Raw genomic sequence first — 25059 nt, 5'->3', positions numbered from 1 at the left:
CGGGCAGATCCGCAGGCGGTTTCCTCTCCACCTCCGTCGCCCGCATCATGCGGGAAAATAGTGCGGTTGCTGCCGCCTGGTCATTTTCCTTTCCAAATGGGGCTTCGCTTCTCGGCGAAGGCCCGCGCGCCTTCCAATTGGTCCTCGCTCGAATAGAGTTTGTCGACCGTCGCAAACTGCCGCTTGGTGACCTTGTTCATGGCAGTCTGGAATGTCGAACCCTCCGCTTCGCGCACGATTTCCTTGATGGCGGCATAGACGAGCGGCGGCCCGCTTTCGAGCAGCCGGGCAAGCTCCCATGCTCTCTCCATCAGTCTGTCGGCCGGCAGGACCTCGTTGACGAAACCCCAGCGATGCGCCTCGTGAACGTCGAGCCAGCGCCCCGTCAAAAGCATGTCCATGGCGATGTGGTAGGGGATGCGCTTCGGCAGCTTGATCGAAGCCGCATCGGCAACCGTGCCCGAGCGGATTTCCGGCAGAGCGAAGGTCGCATGCTCGGCGGCGATGATCAGGTCGGCAGAAAGCGCGATCTCCAGTCCGCCGCCGCAACAGATGCCGTTGACCGCACAAATGACCGGCTTGTTGAGGTCGCGCAGTTCCTGCAGCCCACCGAAGCCGCCGACACCGTAATCCCCGTCGACTGCATCGCCTGATGCCGCCGCCTTGAGATCCCATCCGGCACAGAAAAACTTCTCGCCGGCACCCGAGACGATGGCGACACGCAATGCCGGATCGTCGCGGAAATCCCGGAAGATCAAGCCCAGGGCACGGCTGGTCGAAAGGTCGATGGCGTTCGCCTTCGGCCGGTCGATGACGACTTCGAGGACTCCGCCGTCCTGTCGTGTGCGAATGGGATCGCTCAACCTATGCTACCTCCTCCGCCGTATCAGGGCATCGACTGCGACAACGCCGTCCCCTTCGGGAAGAACCATCAACGGATTAATGTCCAGTTCCTCCAGGCGTGCCGCGTTCATTACGACATAATCTGCCGCTGCTGAGACAGCATCGACGACGGCCTCGAGGTCGCCTTTTGGTCTCCCGCGATAGCCATAGATCAATTTTGCAAGTTTAAGCCGTGAAATCGCCGCGTGAATGTCGGTTTTTGTCGCCGGAAGCGGCAAAAGGATAGAATCTTCAAGCAATTCAACGAAGATTCCGCCCGCTCCAAGCGTAAGTGACAATCCGAAGACGGGGTCGCGGATGGCGCCGACAATGAGCTCGGCAACCGGCGGATTGATCATCTTCTCGACGAGATAACCTGAATTCGGCGGCATGGCCGCCGCCGCATCCGACACTGCCTCACTATTCCTAAGGTTGAGTGCGACAGCGCCGGCCTCGGTCTTGTGGGCAATGCCGAGAGCTTTCAGCACGACGGGGAAACCGAGCCGCTCGGCCTGCTCGGCAGCTTCCCGGGACGAAAAAGCCTGCAGCCCCCGAGGAACAGGGAGGCCGCAGGCAGCAAGTTCCGTCTTTGCATCGGCTTCCGTCAGCGTCTCGATCTCGCCGCCCATGGACGGCACGTCGAGCAGCGGCAAGGGAGGCGGCGCTTTCCAGGCTTGGCCGATGCCGGCGGCGACTTCCGCTGCAATGATGGTTTCGTCGATGCCGCAGAAGGCGACGATGCCATTCGCCATCAGCCGATCTGCGATCGGCTCGGGCATGTTTTCCGGAAGGGTCGCCAGCACGCCGGCCAGCGCACCGGTTGCGGCGGCGGCCGCAATGACCGCATCCGCCGTCATCGCCCATTCGGAGGCATCGCAGCGGTCGCCACGCGGGAAGTCGAGCACGACGAGATTGAGGGCATAGCCGCCTTCGAACATGGCGCCGAAGGCTTCGGTCTGGCGTGCGAGATCGCCCCAGACGAAGGTGTGGTAGTCGAGCGGATTGGAAAGCGTCACCATCTCGCCCAGCACCCGCCGCAGACGCGGTAGCTGTTGCGGCTGCAGCGCCGGGAATTCCACCTTGCGACCGACGGCGGCATCCGCCATCAGCGAGGCTTCGCCCCCCGAGCAGCTCATCGACGAGATCGAATGGCTTGCAAGCGGGCCGGCGACATGCAGCAGCTTCAGGGTTTCGAGCAGTGCCGGCAAGGTCTGGACACGGCCAAGGCCGAGACGGGCCAGTACGGCATCGGCGACGGCATCGCTGCCGGCAAGCGAGGCGGTGTGTGATACGGCCGCACGTTTTGCCTGTTCCGATCTGCCGACCTTCAGCACGACGACCGGCTTCCTCGACCACCGGGCGATGGCGGCCAGGCGTTCGAGAGCAGCGAGATCGCCGAAGCCTTCGACATGAAGGCCGACCGCTGTAACGCGTGGGTCGTCGATCAATGCGCAGGCGACATCGGCAAGCGATGTCTGCGCCTGGTTGCCGGCCGTGACCACATAGGCGATCGGCAGCCCACGGGTCTGCATGGTCAGGTTGATGGCGATATTGGAGGACTGCGTGAGAATCGCGACGCCACGTTCGATGCGCTGCATGCCATGCTGATCGGGCCAGAGCAGCGCGCCGTCCAGACCGTTGATCAGCCCGTAGCAATTCGGCCCGAGGATCGGCATATCGCCCGCTGCCTCCAGCAGGGCCCGCTGCAGCTCGGCGCCATCCTCAAGTTCACCCGTCGCCTCGCTGAAACCCGATGCATAACAGACCGCCCCGCCGGCACCGGCTTCAGAAAGGCTGCGGACGATCTCGACGGTCAGCGTCCTGTTGACGCCGACGAAGGCGGCATCCGGCGCTGACGGCAGATCCGAGACCGAGCGATAGCAGCGCCGTCCGAGCACCTCGTCGAGCTTCGGATGGACAGGCCAGATCTCGCCGGCAAAACCCATACGATCACACTGCTCGATCACCCTGCGCGCCTCGCGGCCACCGAAGACGGCGATCGTTTGCGGTCTGAGCAGGCGGTCGAGCGGGCGAGATGTCATCGGCTCACGCTCCCAAAGGTCTAAGCAGGTCGCGGCTGATGATATGCCGCTGGATTTCGGAGGTGCCATCCCAGATGCGCTCGACGCGCGCATCGCGCCAGAAGCGGGCGAGCGGCAGGTCGTCCATCAGGCCCATGCCGCCGAAGATCTGGATCGCCTCATCGGTGACCCGGGCGAGCATTTCCGAGGAGTAAAGCTTGGCCGAGGCGATCTGCCGGTCTGCAGGCAGCCCGGCATCAAGCCGCCAGGCGGCGGCAAGTGTCAGCCAATCGGCTGCGTCGATCTCGGTGATCATATCGGCGAGCTTGAACGACACCCCCTGATTGGCGCCGATCGGCTTGCCGAACTGCTTGCGCTCGGCGGCATAGGGCAGCGTCATGTCGAAGACGCGCCGTGCCCGGCCGACGCAGGTGGCGGCAACCGTCAGCCGCGTGCCGTAGAGCCATTGATTGGCTATGTCGAAGCCGCGATGCACCTCGCCCAGCACCTGGGCTTCGGGTATCCGGCAATCTTCGAAGCTGAGCGTCGAGTTGTGGTAGCCACGATGCGAAACGGAATCATAGCCCTTGCGGATTTCGAAGCCCGGCGTGCCGCGATCCACCAGGAAGGCGGTGATCTTCTTCTTGATGCCTTTCGGCGTTTCTTCCTCACCCGTCGCGGCAAAGACAATGACGAAATCGGCGACATCGGCATGCGAAATAAAGTGTTTCGTGCCATTGAGGACGAAGTCGCCGCCGTCGCGGCGGGCGGCGCATTTCATCCCGCGCATATCGGAACCGGCGTCCGGTTCGGTGATCGCAAGCGCGTCGATCTTCTCGCCGCGCACGGCGGGCAGGAGGTAGCGCTCTCGCTGCTCGCCCTCGCAGGCCATCAGGATGCCGGAGGGCCGGCCGAAGAAAACCGTCAGCCCGAGGGAACCGCGCCCGAGCTCCCGCTCGACCAGCGTGAAGGTGACGTGATCGAGGCCGGCGCCGCCGACCTCCTCCGGGAAATTGCAGGCGTAGAAGCCGAGATCGATGCATTTGCGCCGGATCTCGTCTCCGAGCTCCGGCGGGACGATGCCTGTGCGCTCGACCTCGTTTTCGTGCGGATAAATTTCGGTCTCGACGAAGGCGCGGACCGTCTCGACGATCATTTCCTGTTCTTCGCTCAATCCGAAATCCATGCCGATCCTCCTACCGTTTCTGGCCGACGTGACGGCCGACGCCTTCAGGCGCGGCCAAATTCGCCTGCGCTTCGGCGATCGCCTTGACCTTGTCGAGAATGACGGCCGGCGCCGGCGTGGCCTTGCCGGCCTTGCTGTCGACATGCAGCAACATGTGCTCGGCGGTGGCAATGGCCTCGCCCGTCGCCGTATCGTGCAACGTATGGAAGACATGCAGCCGCTTGTCGTCGACGGAGAGGACCCGGCAGGTCGAATGGATCGTCTGGCCGAGCTTTGCCTCGCCGAGATGGCGGATGTGGGTTTCCACCGTATAGTAGCTGTGCCCCGCCTCGACATAGGCGACATCGACGCCGATGAGGCGCAGCAGCGCATCCGAGGTATCGCCGAAAACCTGAAGGTAGCGGTGTTCGGTCATATGGCCGTTATAGTCGACCCAGGCAGGGCTGACTTTCGTCTCGACGAGCCTCAGCGGTTTCGACGGGTCGACAGACGCAGTCGTCCCGCCGCCTTGTGCCCAGAGCGATTGCTCGAAGTACTTCAAGAGCTTGCCGGCGCCCCAGCCCTTGCCGCCATCGCCGCCCTTGAGGGCCTGCAGGATGCCGACGAGGTTTTCGTCACGGATGCGTTCAAGCTCGCGGATCGACACGCCGGCCGCCTGTTCGTCGGATTGCCGGCCGATCTTTTCGATCAGCGCATCGTCGAGATCGACGACATCGGTGAGCTTGGTCCAGGGCCAGGCGAGGCAGGGACCGAACTGGGCGAGGAAGTGGCGCATGCCGGCCTCGCCGCCGGCGATGCGGTAGGTCTGGAACAGGCCCATCTGCGCCCAACGCAGGCCGAAAGAGTAGCGGATGACGTCATCGAGCGTCTCGACGGTGCAGATATCGTCATGGATCAGCCACAGAGCCTCGCGCCACAGAGCTTCGAGCAGCCGGTCGCCGACGAAGGCCTCGATCTCCTTGGCGATGTGGACGCCCTTCATGCCGATCGGCGCCAGTCTTTCCATCGCCGCCTGGATGGTCGCCGCCGAGGTCTTTTCACCGCCGACGATTTCGACGAGCGGCAAGAGATAGACGGGGTTATAGGGATGGGCGACGAAGAGGCGCTCGGGATGCTTCATGTCGCGCTGCAGATCGGACGGCAGCAGGCCCGAAGTGGAAGAGCCGATCAGGGCGTCCGGGCGCGCCGCGGCATCGATCTCGGTCAGGACGCCGCGCTTGAGGTCGAGCCGTTCCGGCACGCTTTCCTGAATCCAGTCGGCGCCAGCGACGGCTTCCGCGAGCGTCGTGCAGAAGGTCAGCCTGCCGCGCGGCGGCAGGGGCGCGCCGGTCAGCATGGCATAGGCTTTTTCGGCGTTGGCGAGCACCTCGCCGACGATGCGGTTCGCCTCCGGATGCGGGTCGAACACATCGACGTCGATGCCGGCCAGCAGGAAACGCGCGATCCATCCGCCGCCGATGACGCCGCCGCCGATACAGGCCGCCTTGTTGATCCGTGTCATGCCGTCCTCAGCGCTTCGTCAGTTTGAGTTTCTTGCGAACGTCTTCCGGACCGATGATCCGGGCACCCATGCCTTCGACCACCTGCACCGCCTTTTCCACGAGCTGCGCATTGGTGGCGAGCTGGCCCTTGCCGACGAAAAGGTTGTCCTCCAGGCCGACGCGCACGTTGCCGCCGGCGAGAACCGCGGCCGCCGGATAGGCCATGGCGTTACGGCCGATCGAAAAGGCTGAGAAGGTCCAACTCTGCGGAACGTTGTTGACCATCGCCATGAAGGTATTGAGATCGTCCGGCGCGCCCCAGGGAATGCCCATGCAGAGCTGGATCAGCACCGGGTCTTCGATCAGGCCTTCCTCGGCAAGCTGCTTGGCAAACCAGAGATGGCCGGTGTCGAAGGCCTCGATCTCCGGCCGCACGCCGAGATCAGTCATCTTCTTCGCCATCGCCCGCAGCATGGCCGGCGTGTTGGTCATGACATAGTCGCCGAGGTTGAAGTTCATCGTGCCGCAGTCGAGCGTGCAGATCTCAGGCAGGCATTCGGCGACATGGCTGACGCGCTCGGTGGCGCCGGCCATATCGGTGCCCTTCGGATTGAGGGGAAGGGGGCTTTCGACATCGCCGAAGATCAGGTCCCCGCCCATGCCGGCGGTGAGATTGAGCACGACGTCGATATCGGCCGAGCGGATGCGGTCGGTGACTTCCCTGTAGAGGTCGTTGCGGCGGCTGGCGGCACCCGTGTCCGGATCCCGGACATGGCAGTGGACCACCGCAGCCCCGGCCTTTGCCGCGTCGATGGCGGACTCGGCGATCTGCTTGGGCGTGATCGGCACGTGGCTGGATTTGGAAACCGTATCGCCGGCGCCGGTGACGGCACAGGTGATGAAAACATCGCGGTTCATCGCAAGAGGCATGTTCTTGTTCTCCCTCGTCTTGTCAGCATTACGCGACAGGATGGATGGCGATGCGTTGCACTTTCGGAAGTAATCGATACATTATCGGAACTCGACGGAGGCGACCTTGCTGCAGCGATCGACGGAACGGCTCGACATTGACCTTCTCGTCCTGCCGGACGCGAATTTGATCCTGATCGCCTCGGTCATCGAGCCGCTGCGCGGCGCCAACCGCATTTCCGGCAGCGAGCTCTATCGCTGGCGGCTGCTGACGCCGGATGGAGCACCGGTCCCGACCACCAGCGATATTGCCGTGCCCGCCCAAGGCGCTTTCAAGGCGACGACCGAGGATACGCCGCTTTTCGTGCTTGCCAGCTACAACTGGCGCCGAAGTGCTACGCCGGCGCTGAAGATGCAGCTCTCCCAGGCTGCCCGCTACCGTACGGTGATTGCCGGCATCGAATCCGGCACATGGCTGCTGGCGGAAGCAAGCCTGCTCGACGGACTGCCGGCGACCGTTCATTGGGAGGACTACGAGGATTTTGCGCTGGCCTATCCGCAAGTGCGAGCGGTCAAGGATCGCTTTGTCATCGACGGCAAGCGGCTGACGACCTCAGGTTCGCTTCCGACCGTCGACCTGATGCTGGAGGTGATCCGGCAGCGGCAGGGTTATTCGCTGGCGCTCGAAGTCAGCCGGCTGTTTCGCTACGAGCAGCCGTCCTTCCATGCCGATGAGCCGCTTTCGGCAGCCTCGGCGGGATTGCGCATGCACGATCCCCGCGTGGCGCAGGCAGTAAAGCTCATGGAGGAGCATATCGAGCAGCCTCTGATTCTCACGCGGCTCGCCCGCAGGGTGGGCATCAGCGCCCGGCATCTGCAGGATCTCTTCCAGCAGAACATCGGCGCGCCGCCGCATGTGCATTATCTCGCGCTGCGCCTGAACGCGGCGCGCCGCAAGGTGATCGAGACGACCGCCTCCTTCGCCGACATCGCGGCGGCGACCGGCTTCAACTCGGCCTCGGCATTTGCGAGAAGCTACCGCGCGAGTTTTTCAGAAAGCCCGTCCGAGACCCGGCGCCGTCTGCGCCGCCGCATCACACCGACGTAGGCTGGAAGGCGTCTCGTAACATATCCGCGAGTTCGCGAACTGCCTCACTGGATCGGTAGGGATTGCGCCGGAGCACGACTTTCGAGGAATCGACCGGTGGGAAGCCGTCTTCGGCAGTCAACTCGCGGCAGCCGGGCGGAATGTTGCTGCGACACAGCGTGGTGACGGCAAGGCCCGCGGTCACGGCATTCTTCAGCCCCGAGCCGGTATCGGCGATGAAGGCGATCCGGTAATGGCGGCCGATCTGCTCCAGCGACCGGAGCGCATAATCGCGCGACCAGGTGGAGTTACGATAGGTCGCAATCGGCAGGGGATCGATATCGTGCAGCCGGTGAACCATGGATGTGACCCAGACGGTCGGGTCGATACAGAGGACCTCGCCTTTCGTCTGGTCGCTCCAGTCGAAGACCACGGCCAGATCGAGTTCGTCCCGCTCGAGGGCGGCGAGGTTGCGGACGGTATAGTCACAGGACACCGTGACCTCGACGGCCGGATGGCGTACGGCGAAAGCCGCAAGGGCCGCCGGCAGCACCGTCTGGCTGTATTCCTCGGGAATTCCGATGCGCACCGGCCCATCCAGCGGTTTGCTGCGGATCGTCGCGGCGGCCTCGCTTAGGAGGTCGATGATCCGGCGGGCATAGGGCACGAGTTGTATGCCCTGGCGTGTAAGCAGCACACCGCGGGCGCCGCGCTCGAACAGAGCTTCGCCGATCGTCTGCTCGAGCCTCTTGATCTGGGTGCTGACAGCCGACTGCGTCCGCCCGATGCGCTGGGCAGCCGCGGAGAAATTCGAGGTCTCGGCGACGACAAGAAAGGTCCTCAGCAGGTCGCTCTCAATCGGCTCGTGCATGGGAATAGCCATAGAAAAAATCGATGATAGCTATCTCTACTATTCGTTTGTCTAATGTCAATTCTTGAGGCAGAAAAGAGCCGCGTTCGACTTCCTTCTTTGAGAATATCCGCGTGACCCTTGAAAATCCGGCCAGACACCTCGCAGGCAGCGAGCACGAGAAGGGTGTGCTTCTCATCATTGCCGCGACGCTTGCCTGGAGCGCGAGCGGCGTCTATTCGCGGCTGCTCACCACTGACGTATGGACGGCGATCGCCTGGCGGTCGTTGTTCGGCGGCCTGTTCCTGCTGATCCCCTGCCTTTTCCTCGAGGGGGGTATTTCACGGCAGCAATGGCGTTCCGTCTTCCATCCGTCCGGACTTGCGATGATCGCATGCCAGACCTTCAGTCAGGGATGCTTCATCGGGTCGCTTTACATGACCACCGTCGCCAATGTGACGATGATCTATGCGACCGCGCCCTTCATCGCGGCACTGCTCGGCTGGCTCATCCTCAAGGAGAGGGTCGCCAGGCGGACGCTGATTGCCGGCGGCGTCTCGCTCCTCGGCGTCGCGGTCATCGTCGCCTCGTCGATCGGGGGCGGGACGGGGTGGGGCGATCTGCTGGCGCTCGGCATGACGGCGTCCTTCGCGCTCGTCATCATCATTCCGCGCATCAGTCCGCAGGTGCCGAGCCTGCCGCCGACCGTGGTCAGCGCTTTCCTGACCCTCGTTCTCTTCGCGCCGTTCGGTTCGGTCGGCTCGCTCGACCTGCACAACTGGATCGTCCTTGCCGCCTTCGGCGCGACCAATTTTTCCCTGGCGCTGGTGCTCTTTCTTGCCGGGGCAAAGCGGATGCCGCCGGCGGAGGCGGCGCTGATCGGCACGATGGAAATCGTGCTCACGCCCTTCTGGGTCTGGCTGCTGTTTTCCGAACAGCCGCCCGTCGCCACCTTTTTCGGCGGTGCGATCATCCTCGGCGCCGTGCTCTGGCATACGGCCATCGACGTCAACCGCAGCCGGCGGCCACATCGCGCCTAAGTCTCCCATATCAAATCGTCCCCGACGATCCGAAAAACCGCCGTATTCGCGGGATCAATTATTTCCGCTACGCAGCGAGCCATTGCGACCTTGCCGACTGTCGTCTTTGAGTTGCGCCCATGTCGTTTTCTTGATCGCTGTTTTCCGTCAGTCGTGGTTTGCTTGTGGTGTTCAAAGCGCTATCTCGCAAACTGGCGAAATGGACCTTGGGACACCGGCCTGACGCCGGCGCTGTTCCGCAGCGGTAGAAGAACTGAAATCCTCAAGGAAATCGCCGGATAGAGATCCGGAGAGATATCGAGACGGATCGAAAGGAGATTCTGGAGCCGGAAACCAGCTCTTGGCACAGCAAATCGACGGATTGCGGCGGGCGATCGCGAGCAGAACGACAGGCAAAACCCGGGCGTTCACTTCTCTTCTCCATCCAATCTGTTTTTGCAAAATCCGAATATCGCCCGATGCGGCGGTATCCTGTGTTGTAGACCGGGCTGCAGAGGAGGCAGGCCGGAGGGAAGGTTGCCATCGGCTGCATCGGTTGCAGATCGAGGCATTCAAACAAGTGGGAGGAATCCATGAGCAAGAATAGAGGCGTCGTCTATCTCCGGCCGGGCAAGGTCGAAGTTCGCGACATCGACGACCCGAAGCTGGAAGCGCCCGACGGCCGCCGCATCGAGCACGGTGTGATCCTGAAGGTGATCTCGACCAATATCTGCGGCTCCGACCAGCACATGGTCCGCGGCCGCACGACGGCGATGCCGGGCTTGGTCCTCGGTCATGAAATCACCGGCGAAATCATCGAGAAAGGCATCGACGTCGAGATGCTCGACGTCGGCGATATCGTCTCGGTGCCGTTCAATGTCGCCTGCGGCCGTTGCCGCTGCTGCAAGTCTCAAGACACCGGTGTCTGCCTGACGGTGAACCCGGCCCGCGCCGGCGGTGCTTACGGTTATGTCGACATGGGCGGCTGGATCGGCGGGCAGGCACGCTACGTCACCATTCCCTATGCGGATTTCAACCTGCTGAAAATCCCCGATCGGGACAAGGCGATGGCGAAGATCCGCGATCTCACCATGCTCTCCGACATTCTGCCCACCGGCTTCCATGGCGCCGTGCGGGCAGGCGTCGGTGTCGGCTCGACCGTCTATGTGGCAGGCGCCGGCCCTGTCGGCCTTGCGGCTGCAGCTTCGGCTCGCATTCTCGGCGCTGCTGTCGTGATGATCGGCGATTTCAACAAGGATCGTCTGGCGCATGCGGCCAAGGTCGGCTTCGAGCCGATCGACCTGTCGAAGAGCGACCGTCTTGGCGATATGATCGCGCAGGTCGTCGGCACCAACGAGGTGGACAGCGCCATTGATGCGGTCGGCTTCGAGGCCCGCGGCCACTCGGGCGGCGAACAGCCGGCGATCGTGCTCAACCAGATGATGGAGATTACCCGCGCCGCAGGTTCGATCGGTATTCCCGGCCTCTATGTCACCGAAGACCCGGGCGCCGTCGACAATGCCGCCAAACACGGCAATCTGTCGCTGCGTTTCGGTCTCGGATGGGCCAAGGCGCAGTCGTTCCACACCGGCCAGACCCCGGTGCTCAAATACAATCGCCAGCTCATGCAGGCGATCCTCCATGACCGGCTGCCGATTGCGGATATCGTCAACGCCAAGGTCATCCCGCTCGACGATGCCGCCAGTGGATATGAGAGCTTCGACCAGGGCGCGGCGACGAAATATGTCCTCGATCCGCACGGCGAGGTCGCGAAAGCCGCCTAGCGATTGCGACCGAGGAACTTTACCTGACAGGGATGGCCGGCGGAAAACCGGCCATTCCGCATTTGTCACATGACAATTTGAGTGACGAACTACTGAATGCTGAACGGAAAATATTTTGCGTTGATCATGTCGTAGGTCCCGTCCGCCTTGATGCTCTTCAACGCTTCGTTCAGGCGCGCAAGGCGCTCCTTGTCATCGAGGCGCAGCGCGATCCCGGCACCTTCGCCAAAATAGGTGATATCGACCAGATCCGGCCCCTTGAACTCGCAGCAGCTTCCCGCCTTCGTGTTCGCAATCCAGTCGTAGATGGCGAGTTTATCCTCGAGAATAATGTCCACGCTCCCATCCGCCAGGCCTTTGTATAATTCCGGCGAAGACCGAAACACCGTCTTTTTCATGTCCGGATAAAGATGGTTGGCATAGGATTCCTGCGCCGTCGACGACGTCACGCCAAGAATTTTGTCGCTGAGAGCGGCGGGGCTGACATCGCTGATTGCGGAATCCTTCCGGGCAATAAATACCGACGGACTGTTGTAGTATTTTTCAGTGAAGGCAACCTTTTGACGCCGCTCAAGGCTCATCGACATGGATGAGATGATCGAGTCGTATTTCCCGGCAACGAGATTGGGAATGATGTCGTCCCACTTCTCGATGATGAATTCGCATTCGAACTTGCCGACCTCGCAGAGGGCATTGGCTATATCGATGTCGAAGCCTTGCAGCTTGTTATTCGCATCGAGATAATTGAAGGGCGGAAATGCACCTTCGACGGCAATTCTCATCGGCATGCGATCTTGCGCAGCCACCTCGAGCGGCGAGATCGCCAGAAAGACACCCACCGCGCCCGTCATCAGCGCGCCGCGCACGATAGTCTGAATGGATATGCGCATCGTCGGGAGCTCCTTGGGGCGTATCGATCTCGCCCATAGTGCGCCGCAGCTTTTAATTCTACGTGAACGCTTCTTTGTTAGCCTCGGCCAATGCGCCCGTGTCGTGGTGTTCAGGGGTCCAGGCTTGCACATCGTTCTTCCTTCCAGCTCCAACACGTTTCAGCAGTCCTGGATTGCTTCGGGGAGAATTCTGTTTCTGATTGCCGTCAGCGGGCTTGGAGCGATCGGACTGGTCGTGCTGTCGGCACTGTGGGCGGGAACCGAGAGCGATGCTGCCGCCCTTGATCGACAGCGCCACCTTGTCAATGCCCGCTTGCGCGAACAGGTCGATCAAGTCGCGCATGTCATCGGCCAGTTCGGCAACGGCTATCTCACCCGTGTTTATCCCGCCGCCCGTTCGGCCGGAGGTTCCTCCAGCCTCGACGCGGTTCTGACGGCGGCGGCCGGGAGTGCGATCAGCCAGACCGCAATGTCCGCCTTCGGCTACGATCAGGCCTTCGTCGTCGACGAGAAGGCGCAGTTGCTCATGCTGGCGGACGCCCAAACGGAAAAGCGTTATCGCTGGATGAAGCCTCTGTTTTTGCCGCTGCTTCAGGATGCCCGCCTTGGGTTGAGACAAGGCACGGTTTCCAACGAGAGAACACCGTCCTCAATGGAAAGCCGCCTTGCAAGCACTGGCAGCTCCAACCCAGCGCTCGCCAATCTGATGCGGCTGGAAGGTCGGCCGACGATCGTCGGCGTGGTCGCCATCAACGAACCCGATGAGGGGCAACGGCAGACGATGCGGCAATTCCTGATCGTCGTGCGGTTTATCGACGGTGCGGCGCTGGACGAATTGAGCCGGCAACAGGGCCTCAACGGCGCGCGCTTCGCGCGCACGGCCGACGCAGACGAAAACGAAGTTGCCTTCCAGATCGACGCCACGGCAAACGGCGAGCCGATCGGCTTCATCGTGTGGCGGCCCGATCTTCCGGGTTCGAGGGTGATCGGCCGGTTGATGCCGGCGCTTTCGATTGCCGCCCTGGTGATCGCGATCCTGTTCTCGGTCCTGCTGGTGCGCCTGCGAAGCAGTCTCGGCGAGTTGAAGAAAAGCGAGCTGCACGCAAGGCAGCTCGCCTTGCATGATGTGCTGACCAACCTTCCCAATCGCGCCTTGTTCGCGATGCGGTTTGAGGAGTGCCTGGCCGAGACGCAGAATTCGACCGAGCGCTCGGCGGTCGCACTTCTCGACCTCGACCGCTTCAAGGCCGTGAACGACACGTTCGGCCATGCCGCCGGCGATGAACTCATCAGGATGGCTGCGGAACGGATTCGCGCCCTGCTTCGTCCGGGCGACACGCTTGCCCGGCTCGGAGGGGACGAGTTCGCCCTGCTTCTGCGTGATATCAAGGATGATGATCAGGTTTTGCCGGCAATATGCGACGCGATCGTTGCCGAACTCGGCAAGCCCTTCCCGCTTTTGCGGGGCGAGGCCGTCGCACGGGTCGGCGGCTCGATCGGCGTGACCGTCGTACCGGACGCCGGACGGAATGCCGATGACATCATGCGCTACGCCGATGTCGCGCTATACGAGGCAAAGATGGGCGGGAGAGGCCAGTGGCGCATCTATTCCCCATCCATGGACGGCGGCAGGAATGCGCGCGACATTCTCAAGAACGAATTGCGGGACGTTCTGGCCAAAAGTGCGGCCTCCTGCGCGGACGGTTCACCATCCGAACCGCTTGCGAACAGGCCGGACTACGGATCGCTCGAGGTCTACTACCAGACGGTACATCGTGCAGAGCCGGGATATACGGGGTCTGGCGCGGAGGCTCTGGTGCGCTGGCGTCACAGTCAGCGCGGATTGTTGACGCCTGCGAGCTTCATCCCAGTCGCCGAGGAAGGCGGCCTCATCGACGCTCTCGGTTTCTGGGTATTGCGCGAAGCCTGCAGGGCTGCCCGCAAATGGCCGGAAGGCACATTTGTTGCGGTCAACGTGTCTCCCGCCCAGTTGAGAAGGCCGAATTTTGCCGAGGAAGTCTTCGCCGTGCTGCAGGAGAGCGGCCTGCCGCCGTCCCAGCTCGAGTTGGAGCTCACCGAGTCCTCGCTCATCGAGGATAATTCGGATGTCTATACCGTGCTGAGGTCGCTGCGCAGCCGAGGTGTTCAGATTTCGCTGGATGATTTCGGAACCGGCTTTTCCTGCCTCAGCCATCTGGTGCGTTTCGATATCGACCGTATCAAGATCGACCGATCCTTCGTCTCGCAACTCGGGACAAAAGCCAACGGAGCGGCCATCATCGGCGCCATCGTCGCGCTCAGCCGCAACCTCGGGATCTCGACGACGGCGGAAGGCGTCGAAACCGAATATCAACGCGACTTTCTGGCCGCCCTCGGCTGCACCGATCTCCAAGGCTATTTCTTCTCCAAACCGGTTCCTGTTGGCGACCTCGATTGTTTTCGCAAAGCCGCGAGCGCCGTCGCCTGAGAGGCTTTTGATCTTCCGCCAGGAACTTTCGCCGGGCACGGCGGTTGACGCCCGAAGACCGGATGGAGGATCTGATGGGCGAGGACGGGGAGTGGCGGCACCTTTGCGTCGACATGCAGCGGATGTTTGCCGAGGACACGCCGTGGCACGTTCCCTGGATGGTGCGGATCTCTCCGCAGATCGAAGAACTGGCCGGGCGGCATCCGTCCCGAACGATCTTCACCCGCTTCCTGCCACCCGAGCGCGCCGACGACATGCCGGGGAAATGGCGAGATTATTACCGCAAATGGTGGATGATGACGGGCGAACATCTTCCCCGCGGCTTCATCGATCTGGCCTCGTCGCTGGCAGCACTGGTTCCGCCGGCAAGGCACTTCGACAAACGCACCTATTCCCCTTGGATCGACGGCCGCCTGCATCCGATCCTTCAATCGGAGCGGGTCGACACGCTTGTCATAACAGGCGGTGAAACCGATGTCTGCGTGCTGGCCACGACGCTCGGTGCAATCGATCTCGCCTATCGCGTCATCGTGCTGAAGGATGCCGTCTGCAGCGGCGCCGACGATACGCATGATGCGTCACTGGAACTTCTGCACGATCGATTTTCCGTGCAGCTCGAACTCATGGAGACCGAAGAATTTTTGAGGGTCTTTACGTAGGGCGCTCTGCGGTTGCCCGGCGATGCTGCTCGCCGGGCTTGATGTCTTGGAGGAATCAGCCGTTCACTTCGGCGTCACGTCGAAGCCGAACCACTTTTCCGACAGCGTCTTGATCGTGCCGTCGGCCTTTGCCGCGGCAATCGCGTCGTTGAACATCGCCTTCAGCTTGGTGTCGTCCTTGCGCAGGCCGACGGAGCTGCCGCGGCCGAGGAAACCACCCTGGAAGCGCGGACCGGCCGTCGTCATGTCTTCATTGCCCGGCTTCTGCGAAGCGGTGATGAGATAGGCCATGGATGCCATCACCAGATCGACGCGGCCGGCCTTGAGGTCGAGGTCGTGCTCCTCGGTCGTCTTGTATTCGCGCACCTCAAGCACACCCTTGAGATATTTATCGACGAAGGCGGCGCCGGTGGAGGCGTTCTGCACGCCGATCGTCTTGCCCTGCAGCATCGGCTTGATCTTGTCGATCTCGGCGATCGCCCCGGCTTCGTTGCTGCCAAGCGAAAAGACCTCGCCCTTTTCCGGCAGGTTGACGAGGTCGCTTTCCCTGGAGGTTGCGAAGGCCTGGCCGGTGGAGCCGTAGGAATCGCTGAAGGCGATCACTTCCTCGCGCTTGGCCGTTGCCGACATGCCGGAGATGATGGCATCGAACTTGCCGGCATTGAGCGCCGGGATCATGCCGTCGAAGTTCTGCACGACGATCTTGCACTCGACCTTCATATGGTCGCAAAGATATTTCGTCAGCTCGATCTCGTAGCCGTCCAGCGTGCCATCCGGCTTGGTGAAGTTGTAGGGCTTGAAGGCGCCTTCGGTGGCGATCGTCACCGTCTTCCAGGTCTTGTCTTCCGCATGCGCCGTGCCTGACAGGGCCAGTACCGCGGTAGCCGACAGGGCGGTCAGAACCCGTGAAATGAATGTCATGTTTTGTTCCCCTTTTCTTCGTTTGAGCTGATGGAATTATTGGCTGATGAACTGCCGGAAACGATCCGACTGCGAATGGGCGAAGACATCCTGCGGCCTGCCGTCTTCTTCGACGACGCCCTTGTGCAGAAAGACGACGCGGCTGGAGACATCGCGGGCAAAGCCCATTTCATGGGTGACGACCAGCATGGTGCGGCCTTCTTCTGCCAGCGCGCGCATGACCCGCAGCACTTCGCCGACGAGCTCCGGATCCAGCGCCGAGGTCGGTTCGTCGAACAGCATCACCTTCGGCCGCATCGCCAGGGCGCGGGCGATTGCAGCGCGCTGTTGCTGGCCGCCGGAAAGATGCGAGGGATAGAAATTGCGCTTCTCGGCAATGCCCACCTTGGCAAGCAGGGCTTCCGCCTCTTCGATGCATTCGCTCCGGGAGCGGCCGAGCACATGAACCGGCGCCTCGACGACATTTTCGAGCACGGTCTTGTGGGACCAGAGATTGAAGCTCTGGAAGACCATGCCGAGCTGCGAACGGATGCGGTCCACCTGCCTGCGGTCGGCTGGCCGACTGCCGCCTCTCGCGTCGGGAAGCATGCGGATCGTTTCACCGGCGACGGTGACTTCCCCGGAATTCGGTGTCTCCAGCAGGTTGATGCAGCGCAGGAAAGTGGATTTTCCCGAACCCGAGGAGCCGAGGATCGACACCACATCGCCTTCACGAGCGTCGAGCGAGATGCCCTTGAGGACTTCGACCGGGCCGAAGCTCTTGTGCAGATCCTTGACGCTGAGCGCGATCGGGGAAGGGGAAGCATTCGCCGCTGTCATCGGGCGTTTCCTTCAAGTGGAGATACGGATGTCGCAACCGGATGGTATGGAGCAGGCTGGCGCAAATGCGGGCTTAGCCAATATTCGGCGAGATGGACGAGACGCGTCAGCAGGAAATTGATCGTGAGATAGATGGCGCCAGCGACGATGAACACTTCGATCGCCCGATAGCTTTCCGAAATGATCCTGGCGGCAACGCCGGTGACTTCCATCAGCGTGATGATCGAGGCGAGCGAGGTGGCCTTTACCATGGCGATCATTTCGTTGCTGTAGCCTGGCAGTGCCTGGCGGATGGCAAGCGGCAGGACGATGCGCCGGAACTGCATCAATCGTGGCATGCCGCAGGCGCGCGCGGCTTCGATCTGGCCGAAGGGCACCGACAAAAGCCCGCCGCGGATGATCTCGCCGGCATAGGCGGCGGTATTCAGGGTGAGCGCCAGGACCGCGCACCAGTAGGGCTCGCGCAGGAATGGCCAGAGGAAACTGTGGCGCACCTCCGGAAACTGGCCAAGGCCGTAATAGATCAGGAAGATCTGGACGAGCAGCGGCGTTCCGCGGAACACGAAGACATAGGCACGGGCGAACCATTCGAGCACGATGATGCCGGAAAGCCGGCAGAGGGCGAGGCTAAGCGCCAGAACGGCGCCGAGCGCAATCGAGGTGGCGGCAAGTTCCAGCGTCAGCGGAATGGCGGAGATGAGGCTTACGAAGGTTTCGAACAGGAATTGCCAGTCCATCAGCCCCTCCTGACGCCGCGCGAGAAGTGCCTTTCGGCGCCCCTGAGAAAGAGGCCGGAACCGGTGGAGATCATCAGATAGATCGCCCCGGCAATGACGTAGAAGTCGAAGGGAAGGCCCGTCGAGCCGGCCGCCACCTGCGTCTGCCGCAGCAGCTCGGCAACGCCGGTGATCGAGACGAGGGCGGATTCCTTCAGCACCACCTGCCAGACATTGCCCATCCCCGGCAGTGCGTGGCGAAGCGTCAACGGCGCAATGATGCGACGAAAGCGCAGCAACCGGCCCATGCCGCAGGCAATCGCCGCCTCGATCTCACCCGCATGCACGGCCTTGAAGGCGCCGCGAAAGATTTCGGTGAACTGCGCGCCCGAGGTGACGCCGACGGCGAGCGACCCGGCAAGAAAACCCGGAAAACCGAGAAAACCCTCGGCGCCCAACAGCCGGCCGACAGCCGTGACGACGGCGCTGCCGCCGAAATAGAAGAGGTAGATGACCAGGAGATCGGGGATGCCGCGCAGTACCGTCGTATAGGCGTCGGCGGCGATCCGAAGGCTGCGACCGCCCGAAATTTTCGCCCAGGCGCCGAATGAGCCGATCACGGCGCCGATCGTATAGCCGGCCAGAGCAATCAGTATCGTCATCCACGCGCCGGCAAGCAGCGCCTTGCCCCAACCATCGGAGCCGAAGCTGATGAGCTCGAGGATGCCGGGCTGGCTCATGGCGCCTGCCTTTCCGGCAGCGGCGGTTGGACATCGTCCGGGATCGGGTTGACGAAGGGCATGCCGTCGAGGCGCTCCTTGAGATCGGCCTTGGCGGCCTCGATGAGACCGGGATTGCAAATCAGCTCTATGGCCGTGCTTGCCATGACCTTGGCCGCATGTTCGGTGCCCTTGTGCGCCGCCGGAAGTTTGCCCTGGGCAACCAGCTGCCAGGAGTGGCCGGAGGTGCCGATGGCATAGGTCGCGCCACGCATCTGCACGGTCGGCACGACCCAGCTGACGCTGCCGACATCGGTCGAGCCTACGATCGTGCTGTCACCGGCATAGAGCGGGAAGATCTCTTCGCAGAGCGGTTGATCCTTCTTCCGCCTCAGGCCGAAGCGCGCATAGGAAGAGGCGATGTCTTCAGCGCTCATCGTCGCCTGAAACTGGCGGGCGGTGGCGCGGTCGGCGTCGTCGAAAACAGGGGGGCCGAGGCGCTGAAGGTTGGCAAACATCAGTTCTTCGAGCGGTGCGTTGCCGACCAGATTTGCATCGCCGCTGATGACTTCGCTGCGCACTGACGTCTCGGTCATCAGCGCAGCGCCTTCGGCGACCTTCTTCACGCGGGCAACGAGCGACAGCAATTCCGGCAGGTTGCGCGCACGGATGAGATACCGGACGGTGGCGCGCGCCTGCACGACATTCGGCGCCGAACCGCCGGTGTCGGTGACGGCATAGTGGATGCGGGCGGTCGACGGCATATGCTCGCGCATATAGTTCACGCCGACATTCATCAGTTCGACGGCATCGAGCGCGCTGCGGCCAAGATGAGGTGTCGCCGAAGCATGCGAGGCGCGCCCGGTGAAATGGAAATTGAGCTCGTTGCAGGCGAGCGAAACCGGATTGTTGACGCCGGCAAAGGCCGCCGGATGCCAGGAAATGGCAATGTCGACATCGTCGAAAACGCCTGATCGAACCATGAAGCCCTTCGAGGAGCCGCCTTCTTCCGCCGGGCAACCGTAATAACGAATGCGGCCCTTCAGGCCGTTTGCTGCCAGGAAATCCTTGACCGCGGCTGCCGCCAGCATCGAGCCGGCGCCGAGCATATTGTGTCCGCAGCCATGGCCATTGCCATTCGCCGTGACTTCGCGCTTTTCCGCGACACCCGCCTCCTGGCTCAAGCCCGGCAGGGCATCGAATTCCCCGAGGATGGCGATAACAGGACCGCCTTCGCCGGCTTCACCCATGACGGCGGTCGGCAGGCCGGCAATACCGCGCTCGACGCGAAAACCTTCGGCTTCGAGCTGGCGCGCATGCTCCGCGACGGAGCGATATTCCTCGTAATTCGTCTCCGGCATGTCCCAGATCCGATCGCTCAGCGCAAAGAAGGCCTCGCGCTTTGCCTCGACGATATCCCAGACGGCTTCGGTGTTTTTCATGGCTTTCAAAACGACTTCGATTCACATAGTATCCAAAATTGGCGCCAATTTAGGCTACAAAATTTTTCTGCGCAATCCGTATGCATGAATAAATTTTGGACATTTTTCTAAGGCGTTCGACAGCCTACAGAAATTCGATCGGGCGTGTTAACGGTATGCGAAACAGGGGATTTGGAATGGCAGACGTCGTGATGGACCAGCAGCAGGCGGCTTCCGACACGCGCGATGTGACGGACCTTGTCCTTCAGGACATTCTGGCCGGCGTGCTGTTGCCGGGAACCTGGCTGAAGCAGATCGATCTGGAGCGGCGCTACAAATGCACCCGCCCGGAAGTGCGCCGCGCGCTCGATCGCCTCGCACAAAAGCGGCTGGTCGAACATGTGCCGAACCGTGGCTACCATGTCTACGAGCCGGATGGCCGCCGCGCCCGCGAGGTCAGCGAGATCCGCATCATCCTCGAAACGGCCATTGCCGGAACGATCGTGCAGAATGCCTTGCCCGAGGACATCGACACGCTCAGGACGCTTGCCGAGCATTTCGACCAGATGGTGCTGAACGGCACGATGTTGGAGCTCTACGAGGCAAACCTCGCCTTCCACCGCCACCTGCTTGTCCTCGGCGGCAATCTGGAACTGGTCGACCTGATCACCGAAATCCGCCAGCGCACCTCCTCTGCCCCGGTATCCCAATGGCGCACCCGCGCCCGCATCGAGCAATCCGGCCGCCAACATCACATGATGATCGACGCCATCGCCGCCGGCGAAGCCGAGCGGTTGCAGGAACTCGTCCGGCAACATATCCTTCAGCATTGAAAGGGCTTTTCTGACTGCTGCAGAGAACGGTTTACCGGGGTCGAAAATCGACGCCGTGGTACACAATGGGCCTCCCTCCCTTACGCCCCGCGCTACCAAAGATCGCTATTGCAACTGGGTAGCTTCTTATTTATAGTACCTAAGGGTTCTGTAATGCGTTCACACCTCCCTTATCCATCATAGAGGAGCGCCCGTGATCACAAGCACGTCAACATCCGCCGCCACGTCATATCTTTGGTCGTCCATCTCATTTCGTCTTGAACACCGGATCGAGGGCGGAAGCTGCAGCGTGAACGCCATAATGGCAAACGTAACGCCTGCAATTTCATTCTGATCGACCCGATGGCCAATCTGACTGTCGGCGCCGCTATGATCGATCTTTCCCTGTGTCGAACGGAAAATATTCGTTGGCAGGCGCTTGAGGTTAGCCGCAAGTCGCGTGCGGCCCTGCTGAATCAGCGACCGGCCGTCGTTTGGCTTACCGGGCTTTCAGGATCCGGCAAGTCGACCATTGCCAATAGTGTCGAGAAGCTGCTCCACGGCAAAGGGCGCTCGACTTATGTGCTGGATGGCGACAATATTCGCCACGGTCTCAACCGCGACCTTGGCTTCACCAATGAGGACCGTATCGAAAACATCCGCCGCGTTGCGGAAGTGGCCAAGCTGATGGCCGATGCAGGCCTCATTGTGCTCGTCTCCTTCATCTCGCCGTTCCGTGCAGAACGGCAGCTTGCCCGCGAGATGATGGAAAAAGGCGAGTTCTTCGAAGTGTTCATCGACACACCGATAGAGGAATGCGCCAAGCGCGATCCGAAGGGACTCTACAAGCGCGCGATCGCCGGCGAGATCAGGCACTTCACCGGAATCAGCTCCCCCTATGAGCCGCCAGAGAATCCGGAGCTCTGTCTTCGCACGGTGGGTTCCGATCCCGATCAGCTTGCCATCCAGATCGAGACATTGCTCGACGCCCGCCCTCAGCGGAGCGATTGCACAGGAGATGCTTTTTGAACAATTTATTAGCAAGGCATATTGCTGAAGCTCGAAGCGCCCTTGCATCCCGACGGAGTTTCAACAAGGTATTCGGGATAGGCGGTCACAAGACCGGGACGACGACTCTGGCCGACGTTTTTACGCTCTGCGGCCTGAGAGTCGGAAATCAGGTTGAGGGCGAGTTGACAAGCTACTCTGCTCGCCGGGGAGATTACAGTAAGCTCATTGCTTATGTGCAAAATGCCGATGCTTTTCAGGACAGTCCGTTTGCCGAAAGCGAAGTTTTCATCGCCCTCGACGCGCTCTTCCCCAATTCGCGTTTCATCCTGACGGTCCGAGATCCGGAAGACTGGTTTCGCTCCCAAATGCGGTTTACGGCCAAGCGTTTTGGCCTCGCCGACGGCAACCAGATAACCAAGGAACATATTCAGCAAGACCAATATATTTTTAGGGGCTACTGTGCGGAAGCTCATGCCTACGCCTTCCTGATGCGTACGCCGGACTACAAGTTTCATTCATCATTCGACGTCGGCGAGGATGCGATTGAATGGGAAAAACTCTTCAATAAAGACGAATATATCCGGGCCTATTTGACCAGAAACGAGTCGATCAGACGGTTTTTTCGCGGCCGGCCACATCAACTGCTTGAAATTGACATGACCACGGCCGAGACCATCGAAAATATTGCCGAGTTCCTGGGGCTTCCGGAAAGTCTGTCCAAGGTGCCGATGCCACATGCAAACAAGACGTGACATTCCCGAGATGTAAACGCTGCGTGGCAGAGAGGAAGCGGCGACACGTTTTGATGTGCGTTGTGGGGCAAATGCCAGGCAAATGACTGACAAAGCCCTGCCTCGCCGACCGCTATTCGTTCCTTTGTCGTTCACGGCGTCGCCAACTGCGCCACTGCAAGCAGCGTGTCGGCGCTGATTGTCGAGGAGATCGGTAAGGATTGATGTCGACAGATAGGTGTTCGGAACGCCGAGCGTGCGCATTAAAGCCGCTTGACAAAAGATGTCCGCTGCCACTATTGGGTAATCGATCACCCAAGGAGGATGGTGAGGATCGTGGCAGTATCGCTTTCTGACATCGCGGAACGTGCGGGCGTCTCGGTGAAGACGGTTTCCGGCGCATTGCACGGCGGCTCCGCCCGCATGTCGGACGATACGCGCCAGAAGATCAAGGCCATCGCGGAAGAACTCGGCTACGTGACCAACTTTGCGGCGCGTGGCGTGCGTCAGGGCTGGCTGCCGCTGGTCGGCGTCGTCTCCGACGGCCTCATCACTTCGCCCTTCGCCACCGAGATCGTGCGCGGCCTCGACGGAGCGGCCCGCGGCGCCGGCATGGCGGTCTTTGCAGTCAACCACAGCAGCGGCCAGTCTATCGGCTCGGTGCTCGACGAGGTGCAGCAGTTTCGGCCGCGCGCCATTGCTTATGCCGCCATGTACCACAAGGAGGTGGCGCTGTCGGACAGGTTGGCGGGCACGGTCGGCGTCATGATCAACTGCCGCGAGGCGGCCGGCCGCGTCACCGCGCTGGTGCCGGACGAAGAGGGCGGCGCGCGGGAGATCGTGCGTTATCTCCTCGTCGCCGGCCGACGGCGCATCGCCTTCATCAACCTGCCGGGCATTCTCGCCGGCACGCTGCGCGAGATGGGGTTTCGCGCGGCGCTTGAGGAGGGGGGCATCGACCCCGTCGGCGTGTTGCCGGCAGTGCGCCGCAGCGTCTACAGCGACCGCGCGCCCAGCCTTGTTGCCTCTCATGTGGAGGCGCTTCTGAAATCCGGTCAACGGCCTGATGCCATCCTGTGCGGCAATGACCGCGTGGCGATGGAAGTCTATGCGGCGCTTGCCCGCGCCGGCCTTCGCATTCCGGATGATATCGCGGTGGCAAGCTTCGACAACCAGGTCGAGCTTGCCTCGCGGCTGGACCCGCCATTGACGACGATGGCCCTGCCGCACCGCGCCATGGGCCGTCTTGCCATGGAGATCCTCCTGGCCGAGCAGCCCGAACCGCCGCATCTGCGGAAACTGCCGTTCCATCTGGTCGAACGGGCATCCGTCTGAACATCGAATAGTGTCTAACAGGAGGAGAATATCAATGAAGACTTCGATGGGTAATCGTTTACTTTCCGCGCTCTTCGCGTCCGCCGCGCTGGTCGCAACCGCCGGTTTTGCCGAGGCGAAGACCGTCATCCACGTTATGCACCAGGGCGATCCCGGCTGGGTGAAGGCCTATGGCGACGTTGCCGCCCGCTTCGAGGCCGCCAATCCCGATGTCGACATCGAGATGATCTACGCGCCGCATGATGCCTATAACGAAAAGTTCAGCGCCGCCGTCATGGCCAAGCAGCTGCCCGATATCATGGAGCTCGATGCTCCGTTCCTCGCCAACTATGTCTGGTCCGGCTATCTGCAGCCCGTCAAGCCGCTCATTGACAAGGATCTGCTCGATGACATGACGGATTCGAATATCGCCCAGGGCACCTATCCGATCGACAAGGACCTCTATGCGCTCGGCCTCACCGACTCCTCGGTCGTGCTCTACGGCAACAAGAAATATCTAGAAGCCATTGGCGCCCGCATTCCGAAATCGGTCGACGATGCCTGGACCCGCCAGGAGTTCGAAGGCTATCTCGAGAAGCTTTCCAAGCTCGAAGGCGTGAAGTGGCCGATCGACACCTTCCGGGGTTACGGCATCAAGACCGAGTGGATCACCTATGCTTACGGCCCCCTGCTCGAAAGCGCCGGCTGCGACCTGATCGACCGCAAGACCTGGAAGGCCAGCGGCACGCTCGATGGCGAGGCCTGCGTCAAGGCGCTGACGATGATGCAGGACTGGGTGAAGAAGGGCTGGGTGGTACCGACGTCGTCGGGCACCAACCAGTTCTACGCCGAGGGACAGCCGGCCGCGCTCGCCATGGGCGGCCACTGGTTCTACGCCGAGGCATCTGCAGCGATGAAGGACAATATCGTCGTCATGCCGCTGCCGAAGATCGGCGACAAGGGCGTGAGCCCGAACGGAACGTGGATCTGGGGCATTTCCGCAACCTCGGAAAACCCTGAGATCGCCGGCAAGTTCCTGAGCTTCCTGCTGAAGGACAAGGAGTACCGGGAGTACGCCAAAACCCAGTCTGCCTATCCGGGCCTGAAGAGCTTCGCCGCCGCATCCCCGCTCTATGCGGAAGGCGGTCCGCTCGCCATCGCCTTTGAGCAGGCTTCCAAGACCGCGATCGCCCGTCCGCCGCACCCGGCCTATCCGACGATCACTTCGGCCTTCATGCAGGCCGTCGACAAGATCTTCAACGGTGGTGACGCGCAGGAAGCGCTGACGGCCGCTGCCAAGAAGATCGACGAGGATATCGAGGACAACGCCGGCTACCCGCCCTTCGACGAGCAGCAGTAA

21 protein-coding genes and 1 pseudogene are annotated in these 25059 nt (G+C 61.7%); 10 read left to right on the top strand and 12 right to left on the bottom strand.

Features of this window, described 5'->3' with window-relative positions:
• Positions 1-80: 80 nt before the first annotated feature.
• From FHX10_RS11425 to FHX10_RS11405, 5 genes are read right to left on the bottom strand one after another with little or no spacing between them, the layout of a single operon-like run.
• Positions 81-863, bottom strand: a complete 783-nt coding sequence (locus FHX10_RS11425; protein WP_097595551.1) for a carnitinyl-CoA dehydratase — start codon at positions 861-863, stop codon at positions 81-83.
• 6 nt (positions 864-869) lie between these two features.
• On the bottom strand, positions 870-2924 hold the full coding sequence (locus FHX10_RS11420) for an acetate--CoA ligase family protein (protein WP_127429889.1): 2055 nt from the start codon (positions 2922-2924) through the stop codon (positions 870-872).
• Between the two features lie 4 nt (positions 2925-2928).
• Positions 2929-4089, bottom strand: a complete 1161-nt coding sequence (locus FHX10_RS11415) for an acyl-CoA dehydrogenase family protein (protein ID WP_063475779.1) — start codon at positions 4087-4089, stop codon at positions 2929-2931.
• Between the two features lie 10 nt (positions 4090-4099).
• A complete protein-coding gene (locus FHX10_RS11410) occupies positions 4100-5590 on the bottom strand; it encodes a carnitine 3-dehydrogenase (RefSeq protein ID WP_184389305.1) in 1491 nt (496 codons plus the stop codon).
• A gap of 7 nt (positions 5591-5597) precedes the next feature.
• Entirely contained in the window at positions 5598-6500 is a 903-nt protein-coding gene (locus tag FHX10_RS11405) for a 3-keto-5-aminohexanoate cleavage protein (protein WP_063475777.1), read from the bottom strand.
• Positions 6501-6576: 76 nt separating this feature from the next.
• Here FHX10_RS11405 and FHX10_RS11400 point away from each other — a divergent pair, with 76 nt between their 5' ends.
• Positions 6577-7587: a GlxA family transcriptional regulator gene (locus FHX10_RS11400; protein ID WP_244604761.1), complete on the top strand. Its 1011-nt coding sequence runs from the start codon at positions 6577-6579 to the stop codon at positions 7585-7587.
• Here FHX10_RS11400 and FHX10_RS11395 read toward each other — a convergent pair.
• Positions 7574-8437 carry a LysR substrate-binding domain-containing protein gene (locus FHX10_RS11395; RefSeq protein ID WP_097542547.1) on the bottom strand — a complete coding sequence of 288 codons (864 nt, stop codon included), beginning with the start codon at positions 8435-8437 and terminating at the stop codon, positions 7574-7576. The genes FHX10_RS11400 and FHX10_RS11395 overlap by 14 nt on opposite strands.
• Positions 8438-8550: 113 nt before the next feature.
• Between FHX10_RS11395 and FHX10_RS11390 the strand changes: the two genes are divergently transcribed.
• The gene (locus FHX10_RS11390) at positions 8551-9456 is read left to right on the top strand and encodes a DMT family transporter (protein ID WP_127429887.1); all 906 of its coding nucleotides are present in this window, start codon (positions 8551-8553) and stop codon (positions 9454-9456) included.
• A gap of 572 nt (positions 9457-10028) precedes the next feature.
• Positions 10029-11219 (top strand): formaldehyde dehydrogenase, glutathione-independent, encoded by a 1191-nt coding sequence (gene fdhA / locus FHX10_RS11385; protein WP_028757431.1) that lies wholly within the window; start codon positions 10029-10031, stop codon positions 11217-11219.
• An 89-nt stretch (positions 11220-11308) separates the two neighbouring features.
• Here the strand turns inward: fdhA and FHX10_RS11380 are convergent, their stop codons facing one another.
• Entirely contained in the window at positions 11309-12109 is an 801-nt protein-coding gene (locus FHX10_RS11380) for a transporter substrate-binding domain-containing protein (protein ID WP_047612136.1), read from the bottom strand.
• Positions 12110-12212: 103 nt separating this feature from the next.
• Between FHX10_RS11380 and FHX10_RS11375 the strand changes: the two genes are divergently transcribed.
• Positions 12213-14576: an EAL domain-containing protein gene (locus tag FHX10_RS11375; protein WP_132573381.1), complete on the top strand. Its 2364-nt coding sequence runs from the start codon at positions 12213-12215 to the stop codon at positions 14574-14576.
• 74 nt (positions 14577-14650) lie between these two features.
• A complete protein-coding gene (locus FHX10_RS11370; protein WP_132573379.1) occupies positions 14651-15235 on the top strand; it encodes a cysteine hydrolase family protein in 585 nt (194 codons plus the stop codon).
• A gap of 63 nt (positions 15236-15298) precedes the next feature.
• On the opposite strand, the gene FHX10_RS11365 is transcribed toward FHX10_RS11370, so the two are convergent.
• Genes FHX10_RS11365 through FHX10_RS11345 form a run of 5 tightly spaced genes read right to left on the bottom strand, consistent with a single transcriptional unit; the run spans position 15299 to position 19852 of the window.
• The gene (locus FHX10_RS11365; protein ID WP_132573377.1) at positions 15299-16156 is read right to left on the bottom strand and encodes a transporter substrate-binding domain-containing protein; all 858 of its coding nucleotides are present in this window, start codon (positions 16154-16156) and stop codon (positions 15299-15301) included.
• Positions 16157-16192: 36 nt separating this feature from the next.
• Positions 16193-16975 (bottom strand): ABC transporter ATP-binding protein, encoded by a 783-nt coding sequence (locus FHX10_RS11360; protein ID WP_028757426.1) that lies wholly within the window; start codon positions 16973-16975, stop codon positions 16193-16195.
• A complete protein-coding gene (locus FHX10_RS11355) occupies positions 16972-17712 on the bottom strand; it encodes an ABC transporter permease (protein ID WP_097542551.1) in 741 nt (246 codons plus the stop codon). Before FHX10_RS11355 ends, FHX10_RS11360 begins: the two co-directional genes overlap by 4 nt.
• A complete protein-coding gene (locus tag FHX10_RS11350; RefSeq protein WP_184389302.1) occupies positions 17712-18431 on the bottom strand; it encodes an ABC transporter permease in 720 nt (239 codons plus the stop codon). Before FHX10_RS11350 ends, FHX10_RS11355 begins: the two co-directional genes overlap by 1 nt.
• The gene (locus FHX10_RS11345) at positions 18428-19852 is read right to left on the bottom strand and encodes a M20 family metallopeptidase (RefSeq protein WP_127429881.1); all 1425 of its coding nucleotides are present in this window, start codon (positions 19850-19852) and stop codon (positions 18428-18430) included. The genes FHX10_RS11350 and FHX10_RS11345 overlap by 4 nt, the downstream gene beginning before the upstream one ends.
• 176 nt (positions 19853-20028) lie before the next feature.
• Here FHX10_RS11345 and FHX10_RS11340 point away from each other — a divergent pair, with 176 nt between their 5' ends.
• From FHX10_RS11340 to FHX10_RS11320, 5 genes and pseudogenes are all read left to right on the top strand, one after another.
• Positions 20029-20664: a GntR family transcriptional regulator gene (locus FHX10_RS11340; RefSeq protein WP_127429880.1), complete on the top strand. Its 636-nt coding sequence runs from the start codon at positions 20029-20031 to the stop codon at positions 20662-20664.
• A 291-nt stretch (positions 20665-20955) separates the two neighbouring features.
• Positions 20956-21672 (top strand): annotated as a pseudogene (cysC, locus tag FHX10_RS11335) (adenylyl-sulfate kinase); the annotation flags it as partial.
• Positions 21669-22406: a sulfotransferase gene (locus FHX10_RS11330; RefSeq protein ID WP_127429878.1), complete on the top strand. Its 738-nt coding sequence runs from the start codon at positions 21669-21671 to the stop codon at positions 22404-22406. The pseudogene cysC and the gene FHX10_RS11330, both read left to right, overlap by 4 nt.
• A gap of 303 nt (positions 22407-22709) precedes the next feature.
• Positions 22710-23720 (top strand): LacI family DNA-binding transcriptional regulator, encoded by a 1011-nt coding sequence (locus FHX10_RS11325; RefSeq protein ID WP_127429877.1) that lies wholly within the window; start codon positions 22710-22712, stop codon positions 23718-23720.
• A gap of 46 nt (positions 23721-23766) precedes the next feature.
• Complete coding sequence (locus FHX10_RS11320; RefSeq protein WP_165932220.1) at positions 23767-25059, top strand: ABC transporter substrate-binding protein; 1293 nt, start codon at positions 23767-23769, stop codon at positions 25057-25059.

This window comes from Rhizobium sp. BK591, assembly GCF_014195045.1.
Taxonomy (GTDB): Bacteria; Pseudomonadota; Alphaproteobacteria; order Rhizobiales; family Rhizobiaceae; genus Rhizobium; species Rhizobium anhuiense.
The sequence above is the reverse complement of the archived record's forward strand: the minus strand, read 5'-3'. Positions and strand labels throughout refer to the sequence as shown.

What these genes read in the sequence shown, in the direction of transcription:
- FHX10_RS11420 (WP_127429889.1), bottom strand. Translation starts at nt 2,924, where the DNA reads ATGACATCTCGCCCGCTCGACCGCCTGCTCAGACCGCAAACGATCGCC.
- FHX10_RS11415 (WP_063475779.1), bottom strand. Translation starts at nt 4,089, where the DNA reads ATGGATTTCGGATTGAGCGAAGAACAGGAAATGATCGTCGAGACGGTC.
- FHX10_RS11410 (WP_184389305.1), bottom strand. Translation starts at nt 5,590, where the DNA reads ATGACACGGATCAACAAGGCGGCCTGTATCGGCGGCGGCGTCATCGGC.
- FHX10_RS11405 (WP_063475777.1), bottom strand. Translation starts at nt 6,500, where the DNA reads ATGCCTCTTGCGATGAACCGCGATGTTTTCATCACCTGTGCCGTCACC.
- FHX10_RS11395 (WP_097542547.1), bottom strand. Translation starts at nt 8,437, where the DNA reads ATGCACGAGCCGATTGAGAGCGACCTGCTGAGGACCTTTCTTGTCGTC.
- fdhA (WP_028757431.1), top strand. Translation starts at nt 10,029, where the DNA reads ATGAGCAAGAATAGAGGCGTCGTCTATCTCCGGCCGGGCAAGGTCGAA.
- FHX10_RS11380 (WP_047612136.1), bottom strand. Translation starts at nt 12,109, where the DNA reads ATGCGCATATCCATTCAGACTATCGTGCGCGGCGCGCTGATGACGGGC.
- FHX10_RS11370 (WP_132573379.1), top strand. Translation starts at nt 14,651, where the DNA reads ATGGGCGAGGACGGGGAGTGGCGGCACCTTTGCGTCGACATGCAGCGG.
- FHX10_RS11365 (WP_132573377.1), bottom strand. Translation starts at nt 16,156, where the DNA reads ATGACATTCATTTCACGGGTTCTGACCGCCCTGTCGGCTACCGCGGTA.
- FHX10_RS11360 (WP_028757426.1), bottom strand. Translation starts at nt 16,975, where the DNA reads ATGACAGCGGCGAATGCTTCCCCTTCCCCGATCGCGCTCAGCGTCAAG.
- FHX10_RS11355 (WP_097542551.1), bottom strand. Translation starts at nt 17,712, where the DNA reads ATGGACTGGCAATTCCTGTTCGAAACCTTCGTAAGCCTCATCTCCGCC.
- FHX10_RS11350 (WP_184389302.1), bottom strand. Translation starts at nt 18,431, where the DNA reads ATGAGCCAGCCCGGCATCCTCGAGCTCATCAGCTTCGGCTCCGATGGT.
- FHX10_RS11345 (WP_127429881.1), bottom strand. Translation starts at nt 19,852, where the DNA reads ATGAAAAACACCGAAGCCGTCTGGGATATCGTCGAGGCAAAGCGCGAG.
- FHX10_RS11340 (WP_127429880.1), top strand. Translation starts at nt 20,029, where the DNA reads ATGGCAGACGTCGTGATGGACCAGCAGCAGGCGGCTTCCGACACGCGC.
- FHX10_RS11325 (WP_127429877.1), top strand. Translation starts at nt 22,710, where the DNA reads ATGGTGAGGATCGTGGCAGTATCGCTTTCTGACATCGCGGAACGTGCG.
- FHX10_RS11320 (WP_165932220.1), top strand. Translation starts at nt 23,767, where the DNA reads ATGGGTAATCGTTTACTTTCCGCGCTCTTCGCGTCCGCCGCGCTGGTC.